This window comes from Paenibacillus brevis (genome assembly GCF_018919145.1).
Taxonomy (GTDB): domain Bacteria; phylum Bacillota; class Bacilli; order Paenibacillales; family Paenibacillaceae; genus Fontibacillus; species Fontibacillus brevis.
On the sequence record NZ_JAHLQJ010000026.1, the window covers coordinates 26,464 to 48,379 of the forward strand.

The 21,916-nt window shown below is 48.9% G+C and carries 17 protein-coding genes and 1 pseudogene; all 18 read right to left on the bottom strand.

The genetic code is table 11. The annotated features are described in order from the left end of the window. Positions 1–141: 141 nt before the first annotated feature. Positions 142–1,560 (bottom strand): polysaccharide deacetylase family protein, encoded by a 1,419-nt coding sequence (locus tag KQJ23_RS21375; RefSeq protein WP_216480941.1) that lies wholly within the window; start codon positions 1,558–1,560, stop codon positions 142–144. 138 nt (positions 1,561–1,698) lie between these two features. Beyond that, entirely contained in the window at positions 1,699–3,462 is a 1,764-nt protein-coding gene (locus KQJ23_RS21380) for a peptidoglycan D,D-transpeptidase FtsI family protein (RefSeq protein ID WP_216480942.1), read from the bottom strand. Between the two features lie 169 nt (positions 3,463–3,631). After that, a complete protein-coding gene (locus KQJ23_RS21385; protein ID WP_216480943.1) occupies positions 3,632–5,809 on the bottom strand; it encodes a methyl-accepting chemotaxis protein in 2,178 nt (725 codons plus the stop codon). A 285-nt stretch (positions 5,810–6,094) separates the two neighbouring features. Beyond that, entirely contained in the window at positions 6,095–7,435 is a 1,341-nt protein-coding gene (locus KQJ23_RS21390; protein ID WP_216480944.1) for a peptidase U32 family protein, read from the bottom strand. Positions 7,436–7,611: 176 nt separating this feature from the next. Continuing rightward, complete coding sequence (locus tag KQJ23_RS21395) at positions 7,612–8,544, bottom strand: peptidase U32 family protein (RefSeq protein ID WP_216480945.1); 933 nt, start codon at positions 8,542–8,544, stop codon at positions 7,612–7,614. Between the two features lie 25 nt (positions 8,545–8,569). Then, complete coding sequence (mltG, locus tag KQJ23_RS21400; RefSeq protein ID WP_249529967.1) at positions 8,570–9,613, bottom strand: endolytic transglycosylase MltG; 1,044 nt, start codon at positions 9,611–9,613, stop codon at positions 8,570–8,572. An 84-nt stretch (positions 9,614–9,697) separates the two neighbouring features. Further along, on the bottom strand, positions 9,698–10,000 hold the full coding sequence (locus KQJ23_RS21405) for a DUF1292 domain-containing protein (protein ID WP_216480947.1): 303 nt from the start codon (positions 9,998–10,000) through the stop codon (positions 9,698–9,700). Beyond that, the gene (locus tag KQJ23_RS21410; RefSeq protein ID WP_044479631.1) at positions 9,993–10,313 is read right to left on the bottom strand and encodes a DUF1292 domain-containing protein; all 321 of its coding nucleotides are present in this window, start codon (positions 10,311–10,313) and stop codon (positions 9,993–9,995) included. Before KQJ23_RS21410 ends, KQJ23_RS21405 begins: the two co-directional genes overlap by 8 nt. Before the next feature lie 12 nt (positions 10,314–10,325). Continuing rightward, a complete protein-coding gene (ruvX, locus tag KQJ23_RS21415) occupies positions 10,326–10,742 on the bottom strand; it encodes a Holliday junction resolvase RuvX (protein ID WP_216480948.1) in 417 nt (138 codons plus the stop codon). 8 nt (positions 10,743–10,750) lie between these two features. Next, complete coding sequence (locus KQJ23_RS21420) at positions 10,751–11,011, bottom strand: IreB family regulatory phosphoprotein (RefSeq protein ID WP_044480076.1); 261 nt, start codon at positions 11,009–11,011, stop codon at positions 10,751–10,753. Positions 11,012–11,289: 278 nt separating this feature from the next. Further along, complete coding sequence (alaS, locus tag KQJ23_RS21425; protein ID WP_216480949.1) at positions 11,290–13,908, bottom strand: alanine--tRNA ligase; 2,619 nt, start codon at positions 13,906–13,908, stop codon at positions 11,290–11,292. A 438-nt stretch (positions 13,909–14,346) separates the two neighbouring features. Further along, positions 14,347–15,414 (bottom strand): AI-2E family transporter, encoded by a 1,068-nt coding sequence (locus KQJ23_RS21430; protein ID WP_216480950.1) that lies wholly within the window; start codon positions 15,412–15,414, stop codon positions 14,347–14,349. A gap of 134 nt (positions 15,415–15,548) precedes the next feature. Then, positions 15,549–16,703, bottom strand: coding sequence for a mannitol-1-phosphate 5-dehydrogenase (locus KQJ23_RS21435; protein WP_216480951.1), 1,155 nt, complete (start codon positions 16,701–16,703; stop codon positions 15,549–15,551). Beyond that, complete coding sequence (locus KQJ23_RS21440; protein WP_216480952.1) at positions 16,700–17,137, bottom strand: PTS mannitol transporter subunit IIA; 438 nt, start codon at positions 17,135–17,137, stop codon at positions 16,700–16,702. The genes KQJ23_RS21435 and KQJ23_RS21440 overlap by 4 nt, the downstream gene beginning before the upstream one ends. 46 nt (positions 17,138–17,183) lie before the next feature. Further along, positions 17,184–19,262, bottom strand: coding sequence for a BglG family transcription antiterminator (locus KQJ23_RS21445; protein ID WP_216480953.1), 2,079 nt, complete (start codon positions 19,260–19,262; stop codon positions 17,184–17,186). An 87-nt stretch (positions 19,263–19,349) separates the two neighbouring features. Next, positions 19,350–20,774 carry a PTS mannitol transporter subunit IIBC gene (locus KQJ23_RS21450; protein WP_216480954.1) on the bottom strand — a complete coding sequence of 475 codons (1,425 nt, stop codon included), beginning with the start codon at positions 20,772–20,774 and terminating at the stop codon, positions 19,350–19,352. Positions 20,775–21,108: 334 nt separating this feature from the next. Continuing rightward, positions 21,109–21,315: a hypothetical protein gene (locus KQJ23_RS21455; RefSeq protein ID WP_044479640.1), complete on the bottom strand. Its 207-nt coding sequence runs from the start codon at positions 21,313–21,315 to the stop codon at positions 21,109–21,111. A 13-nt stretch (positions 21,316–21,328) separates the two neighbouring features. Beyond that, positions 21,329–21,848 (bottom strand): annotated as a pseudogene (locus tag KQJ23_RS21460) (PRC-barrel domain-containing protein). Positions 21,849–21,916 lie beyond the last annotated feature (68 nt).

Consider the following 21,916-nt stretch of genomic DNA (forward strand, 5'->3'; position numbering starts at 1 on the left):
GTCCCAAAATCATCTTGCGACGATTTGGGGACACCCTTTTCACTGGAGCAAGATATTAAAATTTCTGGTGCTGCAGCTTAATTAGCTATGTTCCTGCAGTCTAATTTATAGCGTATGAATTTCATGAGTTCTATCTGCTTTTTAAAGGCTTGCAGGGATTGCAACCGGCTCCGGCTCTTCTATGCTCTCATTCGGATTCTCTGAAATATTTCGATGAGACCCATTTTCGGCATAATGTTCGGCAAGGTACCCAAGCGGCATCAGGATCAGTTTAGGAATCAGCAGTTCCGGAGATTGATTCAATCGTGATCCTCCTTCTGGATGGATGACCCGCATCAGAAACTTCAGGTAAATCCGGGATGACCCGGAGAACAATCCCTTAGGAAGATCTGTAACCGTAAATCCGAATTTCTCCGGTCCCCGGTTAATCATACTCACCCCATACAATGCCTTTACCTTGGCAAGCTCCGCATGATCGGATATATAACGGGCAATCAGCGGCATCTCCTGCTCCATTCGCCGGACCATCTTAATCGCAAGCTGTACAGGCGACTTCGACTTCATTCCCAGCTCGAACAACAGCTTATTATCAATATGCAGTTCCATGATCTGATCGCCTGATGTAAGTACAGAACCATCACTCATCGTGACTTGCTGTCCGCGATAGCTCCGGATGCGAAAATGCATCAGCGGGTTTTCAGGGTTAATCGTCTTCAGACGGAACAGAAGGTGGAACAGCTTCTCCCATGCCATCCACAATGCAACGATGGTCTTTTTGAACAGACTAATCTGCTTTTTCTTGGAATCGGCTTGCTGGACCGAAGAGTTCCGTTTCACCTTTTTCCCCTCCTTCGCCGCCTCGCTGATCCTAATCATCTCATCAATACGGATACTGTTCAGACCGCGGTTCCTTGCTTCCTTCAATACGCGTTCGAGCGCTACCATCATTTCACCCGGTGCCGTCGTATTGGCCCCCAGCGTCGCACCGCAATCATGCAGCAAAAACACCTCGCCGCCTCGCAATTTCTTCAGCATCCGCTTCGTCAATTTGTCGGCGCCAATCTTGACCCGCCAATCACTGAACATCGCCGACCAGAGTACGATCTGAGTTTCATTTCGCTTGGCGAAATCGAAGAGATTCACAATCCCCCAGGGCGGCCGATAGAAGTGCGTACGCGCGCCGGTTGCGTCCAGAATCACCTTGCCTGTCTTTTGAATCTGCTTTTTTACTTCAGCAGGTCCCATCAGCCAATTCGTCTTGTGGACATAATTATGAATACCGATCAAGTGTCCCTCTTCGTGCATTCTCTTCACCAGCTCTGGATGCCGTTCTGCATTCGAGCCAACCACGAAGAACGTGGCCTTGGCATCATAGCGCTTCAGCAGATCAAGCAATTCCGGCGTATATTGAGGATCAGGTCCATCATCAAAGGTAAGCGAGAAATATTCCTTGCTTATGCCGCGCCTAAACACGCGAAATCCGAAGATTCTTGTGATCAGCCCGGGAATAAAAGCATATAGCGATGAAATATAAAATAACCACAGCAGCAAAGTCTCCATGTCGTCTTCCCCACTTTTCTATAGTTCATGACTTTGGCATGCCCTAAAGCATAGCATCCCCACTATTTTATCATACAGACCTGCCAAGTTGGGGCATTTTTTTGGAAAAGAAGCTGTTGATGATGAAAGCTGACTATGCTAAGACATGTCCGCGTCCTGTGCGAGAATATCCATCACTCGCCGGAACACATCAGTTGCAAGATGGCGAGACCCGGCCGGACGGTTCTGAACCAATACAGCTACAGCGTATTGAGGTCGACTCACTGGCCCATATCCGATGAACCATTGCTGATTGAGCTTCTTAGTCAATTTCATAACTTGGGCTGTTCCTGATTTGCCTGCTAACTCCCATTTTGAGGATCGCATTGATCTTCCAGTCCCTTCAGTGACGACACGCCGCATCATGACAAGTAATTGATGTGACGTCTTAGGGGAAATTCCCGGTGCGCGTCCTGACTTTTTCACAGGAAAATCAGCCATCGTGGAACCATCCTTATACTTAACCTTGCTCACCAATCGGGGAGAAAATAATTGACCATCATGAAGCAGCGTTACTACCAAATTGGCTGCCTGAAGCGGAGTTACCAGCACATCCCGCTGGCCTAGCGCCGTTTGAGCCAGCACGCCGCCGTCAACCGCAGCAGTTGGATGAAAGACCCTCCCAGCCTCCTCTTGATCAATCTGCCGCAGTTCTTCACCGCCCATGAAGGAGTCAGCATGCCATCCGATTTTACGAGATAATCCCAGCCCCGATGCGGCCCTTGCAATTTGGGCCTGTGACAAGCGCTCTCCCAGCTCGGCAAACACCACATTACATGATTGCGCCAGGCCTTGCTCCAAGGAAATTTCGCCATGACCTCCGGCCTTCCAGCAGGAAAGACCGTAACGGTTATATTCGCCTGAGCAATGAAACATTTCTCCTGGCTTGGTCGCACCCGATTCCAGCGCAGCAGCCGCTACAACAAGCTTAAAGATAGAGCCCGGCGCCTCTGCCTTGACCGCTCTATTGCTCCAAGCTCCAGCTTCAATCTGAATACGGTTAGGATCATAAAATGGGCTTGAGACCATAGCTATAATATCTCCCTGCCGCGCATCCAGGACGACAATCGCTCCCTCTTCAACCTTCATGGCCTGGCTGAGCTTTTCCAGTTCACGCTGAATCCCTTCCTTTATCGTGGTCTGGACTTGGATCGGATAATAAGGATTATCCGTCGTTCGAATTCTGGTTCCGATGCTGGGCAATGAGCGGTACTTTCCGTCGGTGCCATAAGATACTCTGGTTCCGCCGATCCCTCTTAAGAAGCGATCCATGGATAACTCCAAACCTGAAGCCCCGACCTGCATTTGAATCGGAAAGGGCCTGCCGGACTCTTGTCCGATCTTCAGCCCTCTTATTACATCAGGGCGTTGAGCGACATAACCAAGCCATTGATTCCCGCTTGTCCCCTCTGGATACCGCTTCATATAAGGCAACCATTCCACTCCAACCGGCAGTTCGCCGATCGGCGGTTTTGAAGACTCCTTATTCTCTATCTCTAGCGCAAAAGGAGCTTGAATCATCTTCCATTTCGTCTTCAGCTCATCTAGTGACATATCCGCAAGAACAGCGAGCTTCATCAAGCTCTCCTCTTCGGGAAGATCACGGACAGGGAAAAGAGTGGGGAGCCATTGAATTTGCCCTGTGAGCCTAACCCCATCACGGTCAACAAAATGCCCCCGCCCTGAATCCAGTTCAATTCCTTGTTCCCGTTGTCTTACAGCCAGCTCGTTTATAGTTCGTCCTCCAGCGGTTACAGGGCGTGCGGCAGCACTCCATGCCAGCCAGCCCATTCTTACGGCAAACACCGTTAGTAGAAATGAAAATGTAAACAATACAATAAATATCCGTCGTTTCAAGCCCATGAACAATTTAACCGCCTCCTGTGTGTTAACATTATTTCCTGGGAAAAGATTGTTCACACTTCCAGGGACAAATTGAATTGAACGGATATTTTTTCATACAAAAAACAGGTCCATCATAGCTTATGACTATGTGGGACCTGTCTTGTCATTCATATTAAAATTGGAATGATTATACCGTAAACTTAGACAACGAGTCCTTCAGGCCTGTCGATACATTCTCAAGCTTCTTGGACAGCTGTACCAACTGTTCCCCAATCGTCTGCTGCTCGCTGCTTAACGATGCAACTTCTTCAGAAGTGGCAGAAGATTCTTCCGCTACCGCACTTACGTTGCTCATCGCATCGGAAAGGATATTTTGCGATTCGTTCAATTGATCGATCGAGGATGTAACCTTATCCAGATGAGTAATGAAGTTATCCATTTGCTGTTGTACAGAGACAAAGATCTGTCCTGTTTCCTTCACAGAGCTCATTTGCTCTTGGAACAATGGGCTGGCTTCAGAAAGTGCCTGTACCGTTTCATTCATTTCCTTCTGAATGTTGTCGGTAATCTCTCCTACCATGGCAATCGATTGCTTGGACTGATCCGCCAGTTGGCGAATTTCGTCCGCCACGACCATGAATCCGCGCCCAGCAGCTCCGGCGCGTGCAGCTTCAATCGTTGCATTCAAGGAAAGGATATTGGTTTGCTGCGTAATATTCTTCATAACATCAAGCACCTTCATTACTGAAGAGGTACTTGTCTTCAATTCATCCACCTTGTTGGTCAATTGGCTAATCATCTCGGCGGAAGCTTCTGTCTTGTCAAGCAGACCATTCAAATACTCGGTTCCCCGCTGACTGGACTCATGAACCTGATGCGCAGAGTGCTCCATCTGCTGGTTCACACTAATCACGTGCTCCATTTGACGGGCAATGTTATCCGTCAACGAGTTGCCCCGCTCAGCTTCGTTTGCTAAGCTGGTTGCACCATTCGCGATTTCTTCGGTTGCTGAAGCGATTTCTCTTGCGGAGATCGCCGTTTTATTGGAAGCATCCGTCAATTCTGCTGCGGTTTCCAGCACATCTTGAGCGGAATGATTGGTCTGACTAACCAGAGATGTAATCTGCTCCATCATCAGGTTGAAGCTGATCGAGAGTTGCCCGATTTCATCCTTCGCCCGAGTTTCCATACGGACATTCAGATTCCCCTTGGCTCCCTCTTCCATTAATTCCTTCATCTTGCCCAGAGGATGGGCAATCATGCGTACCATCCAGAATGCGATTAAGATGGTAATGAAGGCGACGATTAATGCTGACAGGAAAGTATAACTCAGAATACTCTTAGCATCCTTCGTCAATTCGGAAGTTGCTACAGTTCCAACCAACTTCCAGCCGGTCAACTCATGCTGCACGAATACAGCCAGGACGCTTTCACCGGATTGATCCTTAGTTATGAAGCTGCCGTATGATTCGGTTCCGGCTTTAGACATATCGATAGTATCTGTCAGACCCACATTCTCCGTATTCGAAGAGCTTACAACAAAATTGTCGGCTGTCATCATCTTGACTTCCGAGCCGTCTCCAAGGGAAACTTCCTTCAGGTAGTCTTCCAGTACCTTCAGCTTGATATCTGCCACCAACACAAAGCGCTCCATACTGGTTACGCTTTGAACCGAACGGACCAGACGGAAGACTTCAGGCGTGCTGCCGTCTTCTTTCGGAACAGGCATCCATTGGGTTGTCGTCTTCTCAGAGACTTCCTTAAACCATTCGGTATCCCGAATCGTACCTAAAAGCGCCGGATCGGTATTGCCTGCACTGATATCATCAATAGCCTGCTTGCTTGAAAGCATATAAATCGCTGTGAATCCATCATTTGAAAAGGTCAGTCCATTCAGGCGGGTTCTCATCTTTGTCACCTGAGTAAACCGGTCATAATCCGACAATCCCGGGAGATAAGCTTCCGTAATTGCTTTTTGCATCTCATCATCCAAAAATGCCTGTTGCAGATTATCCGCGAACTTCTGGAATACAATATCCAGCTTCTGTGTCGTTTGCAATATGGTCTGTGTATTGGAGGTCTCCGCATTACGCTGAATCGTATTTTTTGCGACTCCATAGGACATCAAACCAATGGCCAGAACAAACGTCATAATTGCTACAAAGAAGATTAAGAACAATCTTACGCCAACCGACTTGCTTGGGTTAATCTGACCAGGTATCATCTTACCGACAGATGACTTCCAGCCGCCCCCCGCCTTTTCCAATGAAGGGGGTTTCAATTTTCCCTTCAAAGCATTAAGGCCTTTCTGTTTCGATTCCTTGCTGTCCGTGTCTTGCTCCTTCTTCTTAGGAACCATACCCATTCATACTCACCTACCGCTCGTAATAGTCGTCGTACTTTAAGCATGGGTTTAAAGTCATACCATTTTCGATCTGGTGGTAAGACACCCTTACGTGCATAATTCGACATGCTTTGACGACTTCCTCTATAATATCGGAAAAGTTAACACCGAAAATTACATTTTTTTGTTGCAAAAATCAAATAAGGACTTTCGTCCCATGATCCCTCTCTTGTGCAAACGATTTCCATAAAAAGAAGACCTTATATGCCGAAAAGCACATAAGGTCTTCCTGATATTTTCAAGTAATCACTTCTTTTTTCTCATCATATCAAAATAAGCTACAGGCTGATTTACCTTGAATTTTACTCTTTGCAAAGGGTGGCGGGCTGCATCCAGCTCATTGCCTTCTTCATCCCAGATCGTTTCGACCGTCTGCTTGAAGAACGTGCCGCCAGGGCCGAAAAACTCCACTTCTTGCCCAGGCTTGAAGTGATTGCGCTGCTGCACCGTTGCCATACCTGTCTTGGAATCATATTCCATCACAAGTCCAGCAAAATCATAAGGGGCCGCCTTCTCTTCAGGTTCATAGATATGGTCCTCGTGATCCGGCGTGTCGTAGAAGAAGCCAGTGTTCAACGGACGATTCGCTGCTTTATTGATTTCTTCGATCCATTCCGGCTTCAGGACATAGTTGTCCGGGTCCGCCATGTACGAATCAATCGCTTGACGGTAAACATTCACCACTGTGGCAACGTAGTGAATAGACTTCATGCGTCCTTCAATCTTAAAGCTGTCAACACCGACATCGATCAGATCCGGGACATGCTCAATCATGCACAGATCCTTGGAACCCATCGTAAAGGCATTGTCATCTTCCGTAAATTGCGGCAACTGGTTGACTCCCAGCTGGAATTTTTGCAGAACCGGATCACTCAGTGCCTCTTCTTCCGAGATCCATGTTTCAGCCTCCGGACGTGCGTCCTCAAAAAGATCATATTTCCAGCGGCAGGATTGGCAGCATCCGCCGCGATTGGAGTCGCGATCCGTAAAATGGTTCGATAATACGCAGCGTCCGGAATAGGAGGAACACATCGCACCATGAATAAAGGCTTCAATCTCGACATCTACATGCCGTTTGATCTCTTCTATCTCTTCCATGCTTGTCTCTCGGCCCAGCACCACCCGCGGAAGGCCTTCTTCTTTCCAGAACTGGACTGCCTGCCAGTTCACTGTGGACTGTTGGGTACTTAAATGAACCTCGAGGCCAGGCACTGCCTTCTGCGCCGTCTCAACAATAATCGGATCCGCTACGATAATGGCTGAAATTCCGGCATTGTACAAGTTGCGCAAATATTCCTCGATTCCCTCCAGATCCTCATTATGGGCGTAGATGTTCGTGGCAACGAATACCTTGGCTCCGTATTGCTTAGCAAATTCAACGCCTTCTCGCATTTCCTCAAAGCTGAAGTTATCCGCATTCGAACGAAGGCCGTATTTTTGTCCTCCAATATATACCGCATCTGCTCCATAATGAATTGCGAATTTCAGCTTCTCCAAATTTCCGGCAGGTGCCAGCAATTCCGGTTTGCTGAGGCGATTTCGTCTGCCAGAATATTTATGCACATGTGTCTTGGTTGTTGTCTGCATCTCGTTCACCTCTCTGCTAAAGTGAGTGTTCAAAAAGTCGGCTTTTCCAGCACCGAAAGGTTGCGAGGACCCGAAGAAGGAGGAACGGAGTGTAGGGTGAACGCAAGATTCGATGTCGATTCAAGCTCTTGATACACTTCGCGATCAAAAGCTGACTTTTTGAACTGCCTCTTAAATTAATAAACCTGCTCTTTATAGAAGAAGCCGAAGGAGAGCTCTCGCTCAGGGTCTTGAACCCGGCGAATCTCGTCCATCCACGCCTCATTAAATTCATAGTCTTCAGGATTTTCAATATAGGTATCAATAGCTTGACGGTATGCCTGAATAACTGTCTTGTTATAGCTCATCGGCTTCATTAAAGTTTCAATCTTAAAGCTGTCGAGTCCGGCTGCCAGCAATACATGCAAATCCTCAAGAATGCATAAATCATCTGAGCTCATAATATGCGTACCATTCTCATCTTCATAGATCGGATACTTTTCATTGGGGCGTTCAGCTTCGATCAGGAACAACCCCCGCTTTGAACTGAGGTCGCTTCCGGAAACGGGCCGCCCCTGATGGGTCATATAGCTTTTGACCAGACGGCGCTTCGAGTGATAAATATTCGTCATGCCATGCACCTGCACCTCCGACTCAATGCGAAGTGACGGCTTCATTTCCGTAATTTCATCCATATTCAGCTCACGGGCAAGCACAACCCTGCTCGCTCCTCTGTCACCCCAATAATTAGCGGTTGAATAATTCGTCGAGGTCATCTCGGCGTTCCAATGGAGCGGCAGTTGGGGAGCTATCTCTTTGACAAGTCTAAGAACGGCAGGATCACCAAATTGAATCCCGTCTACCCCAGCGTCTGCCAGATGAAGAATATAAGTCTTAAGCTCCTCCAATTGCTCATTATGAAAAAGCTTGCTTATACTTACGTATATTTTCGCATTGTGCTGACGCCCATAGGCAACAGCTTCCCGAATGTCTTCGATCGAAAAATCACCGGGCAAACGCATCGCGTATTCTACATTACCAATCAATACAGCATTCGCTCCTGCTTCCAGGTATGCGCTGATTTCTTCCAGCGAACCTGCCGGTACCAGAAGCTCAGGTTTCTTGCACATTGCTTGTTCACCTCAATTAATTAGCCTAATTCTTGCTAGTCTCGATGTTTTTCAAATGCTCTTTATACGTCTTGGCAAACAGATGCTCCCCGCTGCCGTCCTTTTTGGTTACATAGAACAAATACTCGGAGGCTTCCGGTTCCAACGCGGCTTCAATGGACTTCAAGCTTGGCGCAGCAATTGGACCGGGCGGCAACCCGGCGTACAGATAAGTATTATATGGACTGTCTACACTGCGCAGATCCGAGTTAAGCAACCGTTCCTTGGGCTTGTCGAGCAGGTACTGAACCGTTGCATCGATTTCCAGCTTCATATCCTTTTCCAAGCGATTGTAGATTACGCCGGCCACGGTTCTTCGTTCAGAATCCGCAACTACCTCACGCTCGATCAGCGAGGCCATCGTCATAAGCTCATTCAAAGAAAGGCCGGTCTTCGACAGCTTCGCTTCGAAATCATCAATTCCGTCAAGCCGTTTGGCCGTCTCTTCTAACATCCGGTTAACAATATCAGCCTCTGTACTCCCCTTCTTCAGCTCATACGTTTCGGGAAAAAGATAACCCTCCAGACGGTATTTCAGAGCATCTTCACTCGGCAAATCACTTAACAAAGGAGATGTCAGCCCATTTCCTTGCTTCACTAACTCTAAAAATATCTCTTTATCCGCGATCCCCTGTTCCGCAAGCTTGTCCGCCATCTGCATAACGGTATAGCCTTCCGGAATTGTAAAGCGAATCATCTCTGCCTTTACAACATCGCCTGAATTGAGTTTGGAGATAATCTCGTCATAAGTCACGCCTGGCTTCAAATCATAGATGCCCGCCTGAAACCGGCTGCCTTCAGATTTCCATTTCAGATAAGACACAAAGAAAAATGAATTTTTGATAAGGCCATTCTCTTCCAACAGATCTGCGATGGCGTTCGTCCCGGTTCCAGGCTCAATCGTAATTCGCACATCCTGCTCAGCAGAGTCAACCGGCTGCATCCCTGAATATACATACCATCCGCCTGCGGCGGCACCAAGAATCAGGATCAGAAACAGAATCCCGAACCATTTCAATACCTTCCTCAACAGATCAACCCCTTTACAGCCAAAAAGAGCGGTTCTCCCGCCCTTCCCAGTCCGATCTATGATATCACACATTCCAGACCCGGTCTATTCCGGGAACGTTAATTCATCATACAGTTCCGCCACATTTTCCCACTCTTCATCGTCATCAATGGTAACGAGTTCAAGTCCTCCATCCGGCAGTACAACAATCTTCAGAAGCTCAGGCTCATCCTCTTCACGGCCTTCATCATTCCGCAGAACGGCATAAGAATTACCTGCAACGTCAAATTCCTTCTCCACGGAATAGTAGGAAGCCTTACCTGTCTCATCCTGCAATTCAACGATTTCACCGAACGCATCAGTGACACGGGTAGTCCATACAACTTGATCCGCCCGATACTCAGTCATGATCGTCCTCGCTTCCGTCGAACTCGTCAATGAGGGTGTTGAACGTCTCTTCAACAATTTCCCACTCCTCATCGCTCTCTATCGTATACAGCTTCAGGTCATCTCCGTCTTCTTCGTAACGGAATGCGTATACTTCTTCGCTCTCTTCATCTTCCTGTTCAGTTGAATCCAAAGGAACGACCATCATATACTTGGCATCCGAACCGTCGACTTCGAATTTCATAATCACTTCGAATTCTTCTTCATTCCCCTCATCATCAGGGATGTAAATAATTTCCGGTTCTTCTTCATTGCCGATACGATCTTTAGACATGTGCGATCACCCTCACCTTTGACTCTTAGAGTCCAAATAATTTTGCAAAATCAGACTTGCGGCCATCTTATCAACGACCCCTTTGCGCTTTTTCCTGCTGACATCCGCCTCGATCAGCGTGCGATGGGCAGATACCGTAGTTAAACGCTCATCCCATAAATGAACGGGAAGCTGGAGCAAGGCTCTCAGTTCCTCGGCAAAGGCTATGCATAATTCCCCGCGGGGGCCGATGGTACCGTTCATATTCTTCGGAAGTCCAACCACAACCTCCTCGATATGATGCTCCCGCACCAGGGCTGCGATCCGATCAAGCTCGGTTCCCTCTTTGCGTCGCTCAATAACCTCCAGGCCTTGAGCGGTCCAGCCGAAAGCATCGCTGACAGCTGCTCCGATTCGCCGATCCCCGTAATCCAATCCTAAAATTTTCATGAAATCTCCTAACGATGTCCGGCAAGATAATATCTGACCAATTCCTCGATCAGCTCGTCGCGCTCCTTCTTCCGAACCAAACTCCGGGCATTATTATGCCGGGGAATGTAGGCCGGATCTCCGGACAACAGATACCCAACGATTTGATTAATCGGGTTGTAGTCCTTCTGTTTAAGCGCTTCGTATACCGCAAGCAGGATTTCCTCCGAAGAAGCCTCCTGCTCGTCGCCTGTGACATTAAACTTGACGGTTTTATCCATGGAGTCCACGATAACACCTCGTTTCTTCAGACTGCGGCCTGCACTATTGCCTAGTTGAGTCTAATTCTACCTTTACTATATCACATCATAGGCCTCATAAGGAAATATCCGGTTTTATAAGTTGGATAATGATTCTAAGTTCCGCAGGCAACGTGTGAAGTGTGCTTACAATCGCTGTTGTTTGCGGATTTCTTGATTGAACTAAGCCATTTAACACTCCACACTTATGCCTAATATACGTATTATCAGTCCAACTTATAGACGGATATAATCACATAGCTAATTGCTTAGCCAGCAATTAGCTTAGCCGGCAGCTTCAAGGCTTCCTCCAGCTTGGAAATATCCTTCCCCCCGGCTTGAGCCATATCTGGCCGGCCGCCGCCGCCGCCGCCGCAGACAGCTGCTACTTCCTTCACCAGCTTGCCCGCATGCAGCCCGCGCTTCACTTCCTCTTGCGGCACCACAACGACAAAGCTAACTTTGTCTTCTACGCTTGCACCAAGCACAAGAACCGTATCCGGGAGCTTAACCTTCAGCTCGTCGGCCAGACCGCGCAATGCATCCATGCTGCTTGCCTGAACCTGAACCGACAGCAGCTTGGTATTTCCAACTTCAATCACGCGGTCTGTCAATTCCCCGGCTTCAATTGCGCTCAGCTTACTCTGCAGAGACTCGTTCTCACGTGCAAGCTCTTTAAGCTGTGAATGCAATGCTTCAATACGTTTCGGCACATCAGATACATTGGATTTAAGCAATGCAGCCGATTGCTTCAACAGTTCAAGCTGGCCATCCATGAACAGATAAGCGCCTCGGCCCGTTACTGCTTCGATCCGGCGAACACCGGAGCCGATGCCGCTCTCGCTTACCAGCTTGAACAGGCCGATTTCGGCTGTATTGCTCACATGGCAGCCACCGCAAAGCTCCAGGCTATAAGACCCGACTTGCACAACACGAACGATATCGCCGTACTTTTCGCCGAACAGAGCCATAGCTCCCATCGCCTTCGCCTCATCAATCGGCTTCAATTCAATCTTGACATCGAGCGCCTTCCAAATCTGTTCATTCACTCGGTGCTCAATCGTCGCCAATTCCTCAGCACTAATGCTGCCCAAATGCGAAAAGTCAAAGCGCAGACGATCAGCTTCCACCAAGGAGCCCGCCTGATTGACATGCTCGCCCAGTGTCTCCTTAAGCGCCTTATGCAGAAGGTGGGTCGCTGTATGATTCTTCACCACACCGCCGCGAAGCTCACGGTTTACCTCGGCATTCACGCTAGAGCCGCTGCGAAGCTCGCCAACCGTAACCGTAACCTGATGCACGTGCTGACCATGCGGAGCCTTGAACAAGCCTTGAACCTCCGCCGCTCCCATTTCTCCTTGAAGCGTTCCTTTATCGCTGACCTGACCGCCACTCTCTGCATAGAACGGAGTTTTCGACAGGATCACCTGGCCGCTCTGGCCGGCTGACAGAACATCTACGAACTGATCATCCGCAATCAAGGCTATAATCTCGGAGCGAACTTCAAGCTCATTATATCCAATGAATTCTGTTTTAGTCGTAAAGTCGGACAAGACCCCTCCCTGCACCTTCATACTGCCGCTTTCATGCCGGGCCGCACGAGCGCGCTCGCGCTGTTCTTCCATTGCCGCTTCGAACCCTTCCCGGTCAACACCGAGTCCATGTTCAGCCGCGAAATCTTCTGTCAGATCAAGCGGGAAACCATACGTATCGTACAACTTAAAGGCATCCGCGCCACCGATCCATGTTTTCCCTGCCGCTTTAGCTTCAGCGCTCATCTCAGCAAGAATGGCGAGGCCATCGCTCAGCGTCTCATGAAAACGCTCCTCTTCCGAGGAAATAACCTTCTCAATGAACTCACGCTTTGTAACGACATCCGGATAGTATCCACCCATAATATCGCCTACCGTCTCCACCAGCTGGTACATGAACGGCTTATCCAATCCGATCAGCTTGCCGTAGCGCACCGCACGGCGGAGCAGACGCCGGATCACATAGCCTCTTCCTTCATTCGACGGGAGAACACCGTCAGAAACAGCGAAGGCAACCGTACGAATATGGTCGGCAATAACCTTCAGCGCGACATCGCTTTCTTCCTTTTCACCGTAAGTTACCTTGGCAAGGGCAGCGCTCTTCTGAATGATCGGCTGGAACAAATCGGTGTCAAAGTTGGAATTCACATCCTGCAGGACGGAAGCAAATCGTTCAAGACCTGCACCGGTATCGATATTTTTATTCGGCAATGGCGTAAAGCTGCCGTCTTTATTGTGATTAAATTGGGTGAACACCAGATTCCATATCTCAAGGAATCGTTCGTTTTCCCCGCCCGGGAAGCATTCCGGATCACTAAGATCCCCATAGGCCTCTCCACGGTCGTAGAATATTTCAGAACATGGTCCGCACGGACCTTCACCGATATCCCAGAAATTTTCTTGCAGCTTAATAATCCGTTCAGCCGGGAGTCCAACGACCTCGTTCCACAGCTTGAATGCTTCCTCATCCTCAGGATAGACAGTTACAGACAACCGATCCGGGTCAAGCCCAATCCACTCTTTGCCCGTTAAAAATTCCCATGCCCAGGTAATGGCCTCCGCCTTGAAGTAATCCCCGAACGAGAAGTTCCCCAGCATTTCAAAAAAGGTATGGTGACGACGCGTCTTGCCGACATTCTCAATATCGGTGGTACGAATACATTTTTGCGAGTTGGTCAGACGCGGATTGTCAGGCTTGACCCGTCCGTCAAAGTATGGCTTGAGCGGCGCCATGCCGGCACTAATCCAGAGCAGCGACGGATCATTATGGGGAACGAGCGAGGCGCTGGGCTCCACCTTATGTCCCTTTTCTTCAAAAAATTGCAGCCATTTAGAGCGGATTTCACTTGCTTTCATCTATAACATCCTCCTGTACCATGGAATATGAAGCGAAATGGTGCCAAACAGAAAAAACGCCCCTGAATATCAGGGACGATTGTCTCGCGGTACCACCCTGGTTATCGCTTCTGAAATAGAACATCGCAGAAGGCGATCGCCTTGTACGGTCCGATAACGGGCACCAGCCGGTGAATTTTTAACTCACACTCGGAAAACAGCATTTCTGTCCGGCGAGGTTCGGGTTCTTTCAGCCATTCCCCGTGTATCTATTGCGCCAGTAAAATACTTATTGCAACGGGGAAGGAACACCTTCTCTGGGAAAATCGGGCGGACATACTTTTTTTCGTCAACGTTTTTATCAACATGTAGACATATAAATTTAGTATATAAGCGGACCTCTCTGCTGTCAATCTGCTTTGCAGTGCTTGCTTTACAGTGCTTTAAATTTTGGCACAGCTAAGCTGTTTTCCTGCGAATGTAGTAGGCGTAGAAATGCTGGATCACCACTTTGCATACGGCGAAGAAAGGGACTGCCAATACCAGGCCAATGATCCCGCCGATCTCCCCTCCGACAAGCAGAGCGAAAATAATAAACATCGGGTGCAAATGCAAGGTTCTGCCTACGACTTGAGGTGAAATAATATTGCTCTCAACCGTCTGGCAAATCATGTTGACGAGCAGCACCAGCAGTACCATTTTCCACGAGATTGTGGTTGCCATCAGCATGGCGGGTGCAGCTCCCAGGAACGGCCCCACATAGGGAATGATGTTGCAGACGGCAACAATACCGGCGAGCAGCAGGGCAAAGGGCATTCCGATGATCATATATCCAATATAGGCAAGCACGCCAATGATCACGCAGACCAGCAACTGACCACGGATATAATTGCCCAGCGCCTCGTCAATATTCTTGAGCAAAGTTACAATGGACTTTCTGCGCGATTTCGGGAGGATACGTAAAATCATGCGTTCTATCGACTCGAAATCCTTCAGCATGTAAAAAATTAAGAACGGTACGATAAAAGCGTTAAATACAACGCCAAGCGTGGTTCCCAGATTATCCAGAAAGCCCGAGATGGAAGCCGCAAGCCGATGCTCGAGCTGAAAAAACCAATTATTCATGCCCATTCGAATACTCCCCGGAAAAATCCCCTCATCCCAGCGATTCATGAGCTGCTGCGTCTGAAACGTGATCTGGGGCAAATGCTCGCCAAGCTCCTCCACCTGCTCAATGAACATCGGAATGACATTCATTAGAATGACGGCCAGGCTGGTCAGGAATACCGCATAGATCAGCAGCACCGCCACTGTCCTTGGAACCTTCCGGCTGCCTAGCATGCGAACAATGGGATTCAAGACATAGGAGATGATCATCGCGACAATAAATGGGGCGAAGATCGTGCTTAGAAACCGGTAGACCACTGCAAATAACGGGCGCAGCAGCCAAATGAAATACAAGATGACCAAACCAAGAAGCAGCCATACTCCGTAACGAAAAGCTTTACTTTTCATCAATTGCTCCATCCTTGTGTCCCCCTTCCGCACCTCGGAGTCGGACCAGCTATGATGAAAGTATATGCCCTTCCGGAAAAAAATAATCGCCGTCCGCAAATCCGTATATCACGGAGATGCAGCACGGCGACTATTTTTTGTCCTAATTAGACGCGGGATTGAAGAATTTCATATTGCTTCATCACTTCCTGATGTACCGGATGGGAGTCAGGAATTTGCGAATATTTACTGATGGTATAGGCCGGGCCATGCTCCTTAAGTGTCTCTTGTACTTCGTTAGCCTCAGGATCATCTGCTGCGGTAAAGAACAGGGCTGCAGCCATCGTTCTCGCCAAGTACAAATACCCGGTGCCAAGCTCATGTCCGCGCAATGCCGGCAAAGTCAGACGATCAAGCGGAGACAGCTTGCGGATAGGAGAACGGCCTACCCGGGCTACCTCATCCTTAAGAGCCGGATTCCGGAAGCGCTCCAGAGTGGTGGTGATATAAGCTTCATGCTCTTTTGGATCGAAGCCGTGCTTAGCAGTCAGCATTGCTCCTGTTTCTTTCAGAACAGCCGCCACATGGTTGACGACCTCGGAATCATTCATCGCGCTCTGGATCGTATCATATTCATGCAGGTTTCCGATGTAGGCTGCCGAGCAGTGTCCGGTATTCACCGTAAACAGCTTCCGCTCGATATAAGGCTCAAGATGCTCTACATACTTGACTCCTTCAATCACATGGTGCTCCGGAAGCAGTTGGGATTTGTCCACAACCCATTCAAAGAAGGGTTCTACCACAACCTTCAGAATATCCTCATGCTGCTGCAGCGGCACGATACGATCTACGGCGGCATCCGGGAAGGCAATATGCTCATCCGCATACTTTCTTCCTTCAGCATCCAGTTGTTCATAGACCAACTGCTTTAGTTGAGAGCTTGCACCGATGGCATTCTCGCAGGCAATAATATGTAGCGGTGACGATCCGCGATTTGCACGCAGGGTGATGCCTTTGGCGACAGCTCCAGCAATATGCTTCAAGATGGAGACACCGACAGCAGTCGTGACCAAATCCGCTTCAGCGATGGCTTCAACCAGCTCGGCCGTTTCTGTATTGCTGTTCACTGCAGTTACCCCGGTGACAATCGTTGTCTTCTGATCCTCATCCGCCAAGGTAACAGGATATTCTTTACGCTCCTTCAAAGCATCTACAAGACGCTCGTTGACGTCGGCAAAGCATACCTCGTAACCGGAACGGGCCAGAAGCAGCCCGATAAATCCCCGTCCGATATTACCCGCTCCAAAATGGACTGCCTTCATGCGAGATCTCCTCCTTGGAAGATGGATAGAATTTCTTCCTTCGTCTGGGCATCCATAACCTTCTCAATGCTGTCGTCATCCGAGAAAATCATGGCAACCTGCGTCAAAATCCCCATATGATCCCCGCCTGCTCCAGCGATACCGATCACGACAAATGCAGGCTCATCGCCGCCAAAATCAATGCCTTCCGGGAAGCGTACAATCGACATCCCCGTCGATTTAACCAGGGACTTGGCTTCTTTGGTGCCATGGGGAATTGCCAGCCCGCCTCCCATATAGGTGGATACAATTTCTTCGCGTTCAAGCATTTTATCCACGTAATCCTCAGTAACATGGCCCGCTTTTACTAGCAATTCGCCAGCCAGGCGGATGGCTTCATTTTTATGACTTGCTTTCGCATCCAATACAATTTTCTCTGTAGACAGTATGCTCATCAATTCTCTCTCCTTCAGTCAGATTTTGTTCTGAAGCAAACATTACCTAGTTATTCTCGAAAAAAGTCAGCAGCTCTTCGGCCAATTCATTGCGAATCTGCTCCTCGGAGCCGACCTCCAGCAACTGAACCACTTCAGCCTTCAGCAGCAGGGAACTGATCTCGCTTAATACCTCAAGGCTCTCCCTTGATAATTCGCGATTAGCGAGCATCAATAGAATGACCTGGACGGGCTCTCCTTGCCCTAACAGCATCGGTTGAGTCAGTCTGAATAATGAAACAGCCCTGTTATGGATAAATCTGCTTCTTGTATGGAACAACGCCAGTGAAGTGCCTGGAATGATCTGGGTCGCCATACGTTCCCGATCCGTCAACCTTTGGACGACTGCCGGAACATCTGCGATTATTCCATTTTCGCTTCCCGCCCCTGAGGCATTCATCAGCTCCAGCGCTTCCCCCAAGATTCCGTCCAAGGACCAATCGGTATTATCCAATTCATATAGGCGGAAGCCTTTTAGCAGGGAGACGATTTCATTGAGCATATTCCCCAGCTTTACAAGGCGGTGAATCGCTCCTTCCTCCTGGAAGTCGACCTGCTTGGGAGCCGAGCGCTCCCGCAGTGTGATGCTCTGGATATGGGCAAGCAATCGTTCCACATCCTCCTGGCTTAGCAACGGGCTCAAGCGGATATAACGATCCTCAGGAATCGGCAGATTAATCGTTGAAATAATAAGATCATAATCCTCCTCCGGAAGTCGTGCTGCTTCATACCAGGATGCATTGCGGAGCACTTCAATCTGAGGCATCTCCTTGGCCAGCCTTGTAGCCAACAGCTTGGATGAGCTTAGTCCGCTGGAGCAGACCAGAATTGCCTTCACATTCCTGCCCAGCTGGCTTAACCGTTCAGCCGAGGCGCCAAAGTGCATGACCAGAAAACCTATTTCCTCATCAGGCACTTCAAAGCTGCCTTTGATTTCATTGACGGAAGAGCGCATCACCTTGAACAATTCTTCGTAATCCTTCCGAATCGCACTGAGCAGCGGATTGCGGATTCTTGCTCCTTCCTTGATCCGTTTCAGTGCCGGATTCAGATGCTCTTGAAGTCCTGCACGAAGCGATCGATCTTCATGGAAGGGCAATCCTGTTCGCTTGACCACCTCTTCAATCAAACGCTCGACGATATCCATGATTTCCAGATCGACACGGGCTAATTCCGGCGAATCTTCCCGAGCCGCTAGAAATAGTCTTGCGATATGATGAATTTCGCCCGGAGGCAGTTGAATGTCGAACTCCCGCTCCAGCGCGCCTGCAATTTGTCTAGCCTGGTCGATGACCTGGTGTTCACCGCTCTCTGCCTGCAGATCGGCCTCTTGAAGCTCAATGGCCCTGCCAGAGGCCACCCTGGTCAGCATCACGGATAGAGCAATCAGAAGCGAGGTATAATGCTGCTCACTCAGCTTCTCGGTCCAATCCCAGTTCATGTCCCAAAGACTGTTCTCCAATTGCAGCAAGTTCGCTTTGCCCGCAAGCTGTAAGAGTCGGCGGGTAACCAAACCTTCCTTAGAGGAGGAATTCCCGATCAGATCTGAATATTCCAGCTCATCGGAAGCAATTTGGGCAATCGCGGCGCGAATATCCTCTTCTTCCCCTTCAATCTCTACACCGTAGCCCCTGCGCCGAATCAAGTTTAGCTTGAGTTTGGACAGCTCAGACTCCAGTACATCAAGATCGTTGCTGATCGTCGCCGAGGTTACGTTCATCGTGTGGGCCAGAGCAAACATTTTAACCGGCTCCACAGCCTCCAGCAGCTCGCACATTAACAGAATCAGCCGTTCCTCGCCGGAGAAGTCTGTCGGCTTGACGGACAGAACCGTTTCACGGAACGCCTTGAGCGTCTCTTCTCCCGGAATTTCTCCGCCTAGCAGGCGAATCGATATGCCGGTTCCCGATTTACGGTACAGCTCGAGACCGTAAGGGCTCAGTCTTAAGGCCAAATCATCCATCTCCCGGTGCACTGTGCGCACGCTCACGGAGATCGTCTCTGCGATTTCGGCGGCTGTCACCCCGTTTTTCCGGTTCAGGAGAAACATGAGAATTTGTCTTTGTCTTGCGGAAAATCTCCTCATATCATCCCTCCCGCATAAAACTAAGATAAACGCTGGAGGGGTGCTCCAGCGTTTTTAGGGAACGCAGTGATGATATCACGAATGCTGTTAGCCTTTCAAACGGTCAACGAGCTCATCGTACTTCGGACTCTTCAGGAAGTTATCGATGGAAATATGCTCGGCATCCGGCTTGGCAATTCTGGCGCGTTCGGTTAATTGATTCTGTGTAATGACGATATCCGCATCCGCAGGAATTTCGCTGACTGCCGAGTTCACCACAGTTACGTTAATACCTGCTTCCTGCATCTTCTTGCGGAGGATCGAAGCGCCCATGGCACTGGAGCCCATTCCTGCATCACAAGAGAATACGATCTTGTTCACATTTTCCTTGCGAACGCCGGATTGCGCGGCAGGAGCGGCGGAAGCGCCGGCAGCCTTCATTTGACGGCTCTTCTCGGCAGCTTCTTCCAGAGAAGTATCGTCTTCTTTTTGTTTACCCGTTTTCAGCAGCAATGCCGCAATCAGGAACGATACGATCGTTGCCGTGATAACACCGGAGAACACCGCCAGCAAGCCGCCCTTAGGAGCCATGGCAATGTAAGCAAAGATACTGCCCGGCGCTGGAGCTGCGACCAAACCTGCATTGAACAGCTGGAACGTGAATGTACCAGTAACACCGCCGCCAATCGCGGCTAGAATCAGACGAGGATTCATCAGGATGTAAGGGAAGTAAATCTCATGAATACCTCCGAAGAAGTGAATAATCGCAGCGCCCGGAGCAGATTGCTTAGCCGATCCTTTACCTACCAGCATGTAAGCAAGCAGGATGCCAAGACCAGGACCTGGATTGGATTCAAGCATGAAGATTACGGATTTACCAACCCGAAGCGATTCCTCCAACGCGATCGGGCCCAACACCCCGTGGTTAATGGCATTATTCAGGAACAGTACCTTGGCTGGCTCAATCAGAACGTTTACAAGCGGCAGCAAGCCTGCTCCTACCAGAACGTCTACGCCTGAAGATAACGCTTTAGTGATTACTTCAACGAAAGGACCAATCCCGGTCAAAGCGGCGATCGCCAGCAATGCACCAAGAATACCCAGCGAGAAGTTGTTGACGAGCATTTCGAAGCCGGACTTGATTTTTCCATCAACCAACTTATCGAATTGCTTCAAAATCCATGCGGACAAAGGACCTACAATCATTGCCCCCAAGAACATTGGAATGGATGCGCCCACGATGACACCCATCGTCGCAATTGCACCGATAACTGCACCACGCTTGCCGTGGATCATGGATCCGCCTGTATAACCGATGAGGAGCGGAAGCAGGTATGTTATCATAGGGCCTACCAATGTGGCTAATGTTTCATTTGGAAGCCATCCATCTGGGATAAACAAAGCGGTAATCAGACCCCAAGCGATAAAGGCGCCGATATTCGGCATCACCATACCGCTGAGCAAACGCCCGAATTGCTGGACCCGTACTCTTACCCCGCCACCGGATTTTGTTTCTGTTGTTTCCATACTCATATTTTGAACCTCCTTGGAAGCTTATATCGAAAGCTTGAGGGGCTCTGCCCTCGTGCTCTTCTTAACTCCATCCTATTTCATAGCGCTTTCATTATCAATCAATTGAAAATGTGATTTCGTCATGATCATTGTTGTCATTATTTAAATGTCCGTTGTAGCTTTTGCCGCGGCACTTTGAACTATGCAGATGAACGAATGATTATGCGATGGAGGCAGCGTGTGAAGTGTTCTTACGATCGCTGTGGTTCCCCGATTTCCTTGACCGAATTAAAAAAAGCAGCGGAAAGAGTTTTTTACGCTCCACCGCTGCATTCAAACCGATATCTATTTTGCTTTAAGTCAAATGCATTTGCGGATAATCCTGCATAACCTCGTCGCCAAAGAACAAATCATCCAGCGAGCTGAGCGTGCCGTCCTCTTCCACCTGATACACTGACATCTTGTCTCCATTTACCGTCAATTCAATAAAACAACCCCAGCAATAAAACTGATGGGATCCAATCTTCCCGATATCCTTAGAGCTACAATTTGGACACTTCATCTTCATTAATCACCTATCCGTTAACAGATTCAAGGTGCCTCAAGCAGCTCATCACTGTTGGGGGGCACCATAATTGCATTTTCGCCCTTGATCATGCCGTCTATGTAGGGCAGCACCTTGCGGCCTTCCATCAGGTCGGAGATTAAGCCGTCGCTGATTTCTATCCCTGTAATTGTATTTCCCATTTCCTGGTCAAAATAAACATCACTAACGTGACCAAGCATCGTACCGTCACCGGTCAGAACCGGAAGTTCCTTTAATTTCCCGTTGCCCGATAAAAAGGTAAGTTGTATATTCTCGGCTTCCCATTTGCGGATTGCCTGTCTATTGCGAATCATTACGGCATCTTCGCCGTAAGCGATAATGTCATCCCAGAACACAACCTTCACGCTGGATGAAAACATTTGCTTCCCTTCCAGCAAAATGCCGACGATGTTCCATTGTTCATTCAGCAGGACATCTAGGACATCCCCGACCTGTTTACCGTCTTCTACATCAAATACGGCCAAACCTGTCAATTCCTGAAGTTTCATGCGATGGATCCTCCTGTATGGGCAATCTTGTGGATCCCCTGTATTACGAGCTAACCTCCTCCCCGAAA

Coding starts and splice junctions, on each gene's coding strand:
- KQJ23_RS21385 (WP_216480943.1), bottom strand. CDS start 5,809: ATGGGTATGGTTCCTAAGAAGAAGGAGCAAGACACGGACAGCAAGGAA.
- KQJ23_RS21380 (WP_216480942.1), bottom strand. CDS start 3,462: ATGGGCTTGAAACGACGGATATTTATTGTATTGTTTACATTTTCATTT.
- KQJ23_RS21390 (WP_216480944.1), bottom strand. CDS start 7,435: ATGCAGACAACAACCAAGACACATGTGCATAAATATTCTGGCAGACGA.
- KQJ23_RS21405 (WP_216480947.1), bottom strand. CDS start 10,000: ATGACTGAGTATCGGGCGGATCAAGTTGTATGGACTACCCGTGTCACT.
- KQJ23_RS21395 (WP_216480945.1), bottom strand. CDS start 8,544: ATGTGCAAGAAACCTGAGCTTCTGGTACCGGCAGGTTCGCTGGAAGAA.
- alaS (WP_216480949.1), bottom strand. CDS start 13,908: ATGAAAGCAAGTGAAATCCGCTCTAAATGGCTGCAATTTTTTGAAGAA.
- KQJ23_RS21440 (WP_216480952.1), bottom strand. CDS start 17,137: ATGAGCATACTGTCTACAGAGAAAATTGTATTGGATGCGAAAGCAAGT.
- KQJ23_RS21445 (WP_216480953.1), bottom strand. CDS start 19,262: ATGAGGAGATTTTCCGCAAGACAAAGACAAATTCTCATGTTTCTCCTG.
- KQJ23_RS21455 (WP_044479640.1), bottom strand. CDS start 21,315: ATGAAGTGTCCAAATTGTAGCTCTAAGGATATCGGGAAGATTGGATCC.
- KQJ23_RS21410 (WP_044479631.1), bottom strand. CDS start 10,313: ATGTCTAAAGATCGTATCGGCAATGAAGAAGAACCGGAAATTATTTAC.
- KQJ23_RS21430 (WP_216480950.1), bottom strand. CDS start 15,414: ATGGAGCAATTGATGAAAAGTAAAGCTTTTCGTTACGGAGTATGGCTG.
- KQJ23_RS21435 (WP_216480951.1), bottom strand. CDS start 16,703: ATGAAGGCAGTCCATTTTGGAGCGGGTAATATCGGACGGGGATTTATC.
- KQJ23_RS21375 (WP_216480941.1), bottom strand. CDS start 1,560: ATGGAGACTTTGCTGCTGTGGTTATTTTATATTTCATCGCTATATGCT.
- KQJ23_RS21450 (WP_216480954.1), bottom strand. CDS start 20,774: ATGAGTATGGAAACAACAGAAACAAAATCCGGTGGCGGGGTAAGAGTA.
- ruvX (WP_216480948.1), bottom strand. CDS start 10,742: ATGAAAATTTTAGGATTGGATTACGGGGATCGGCGAATCGGAGCAGCT.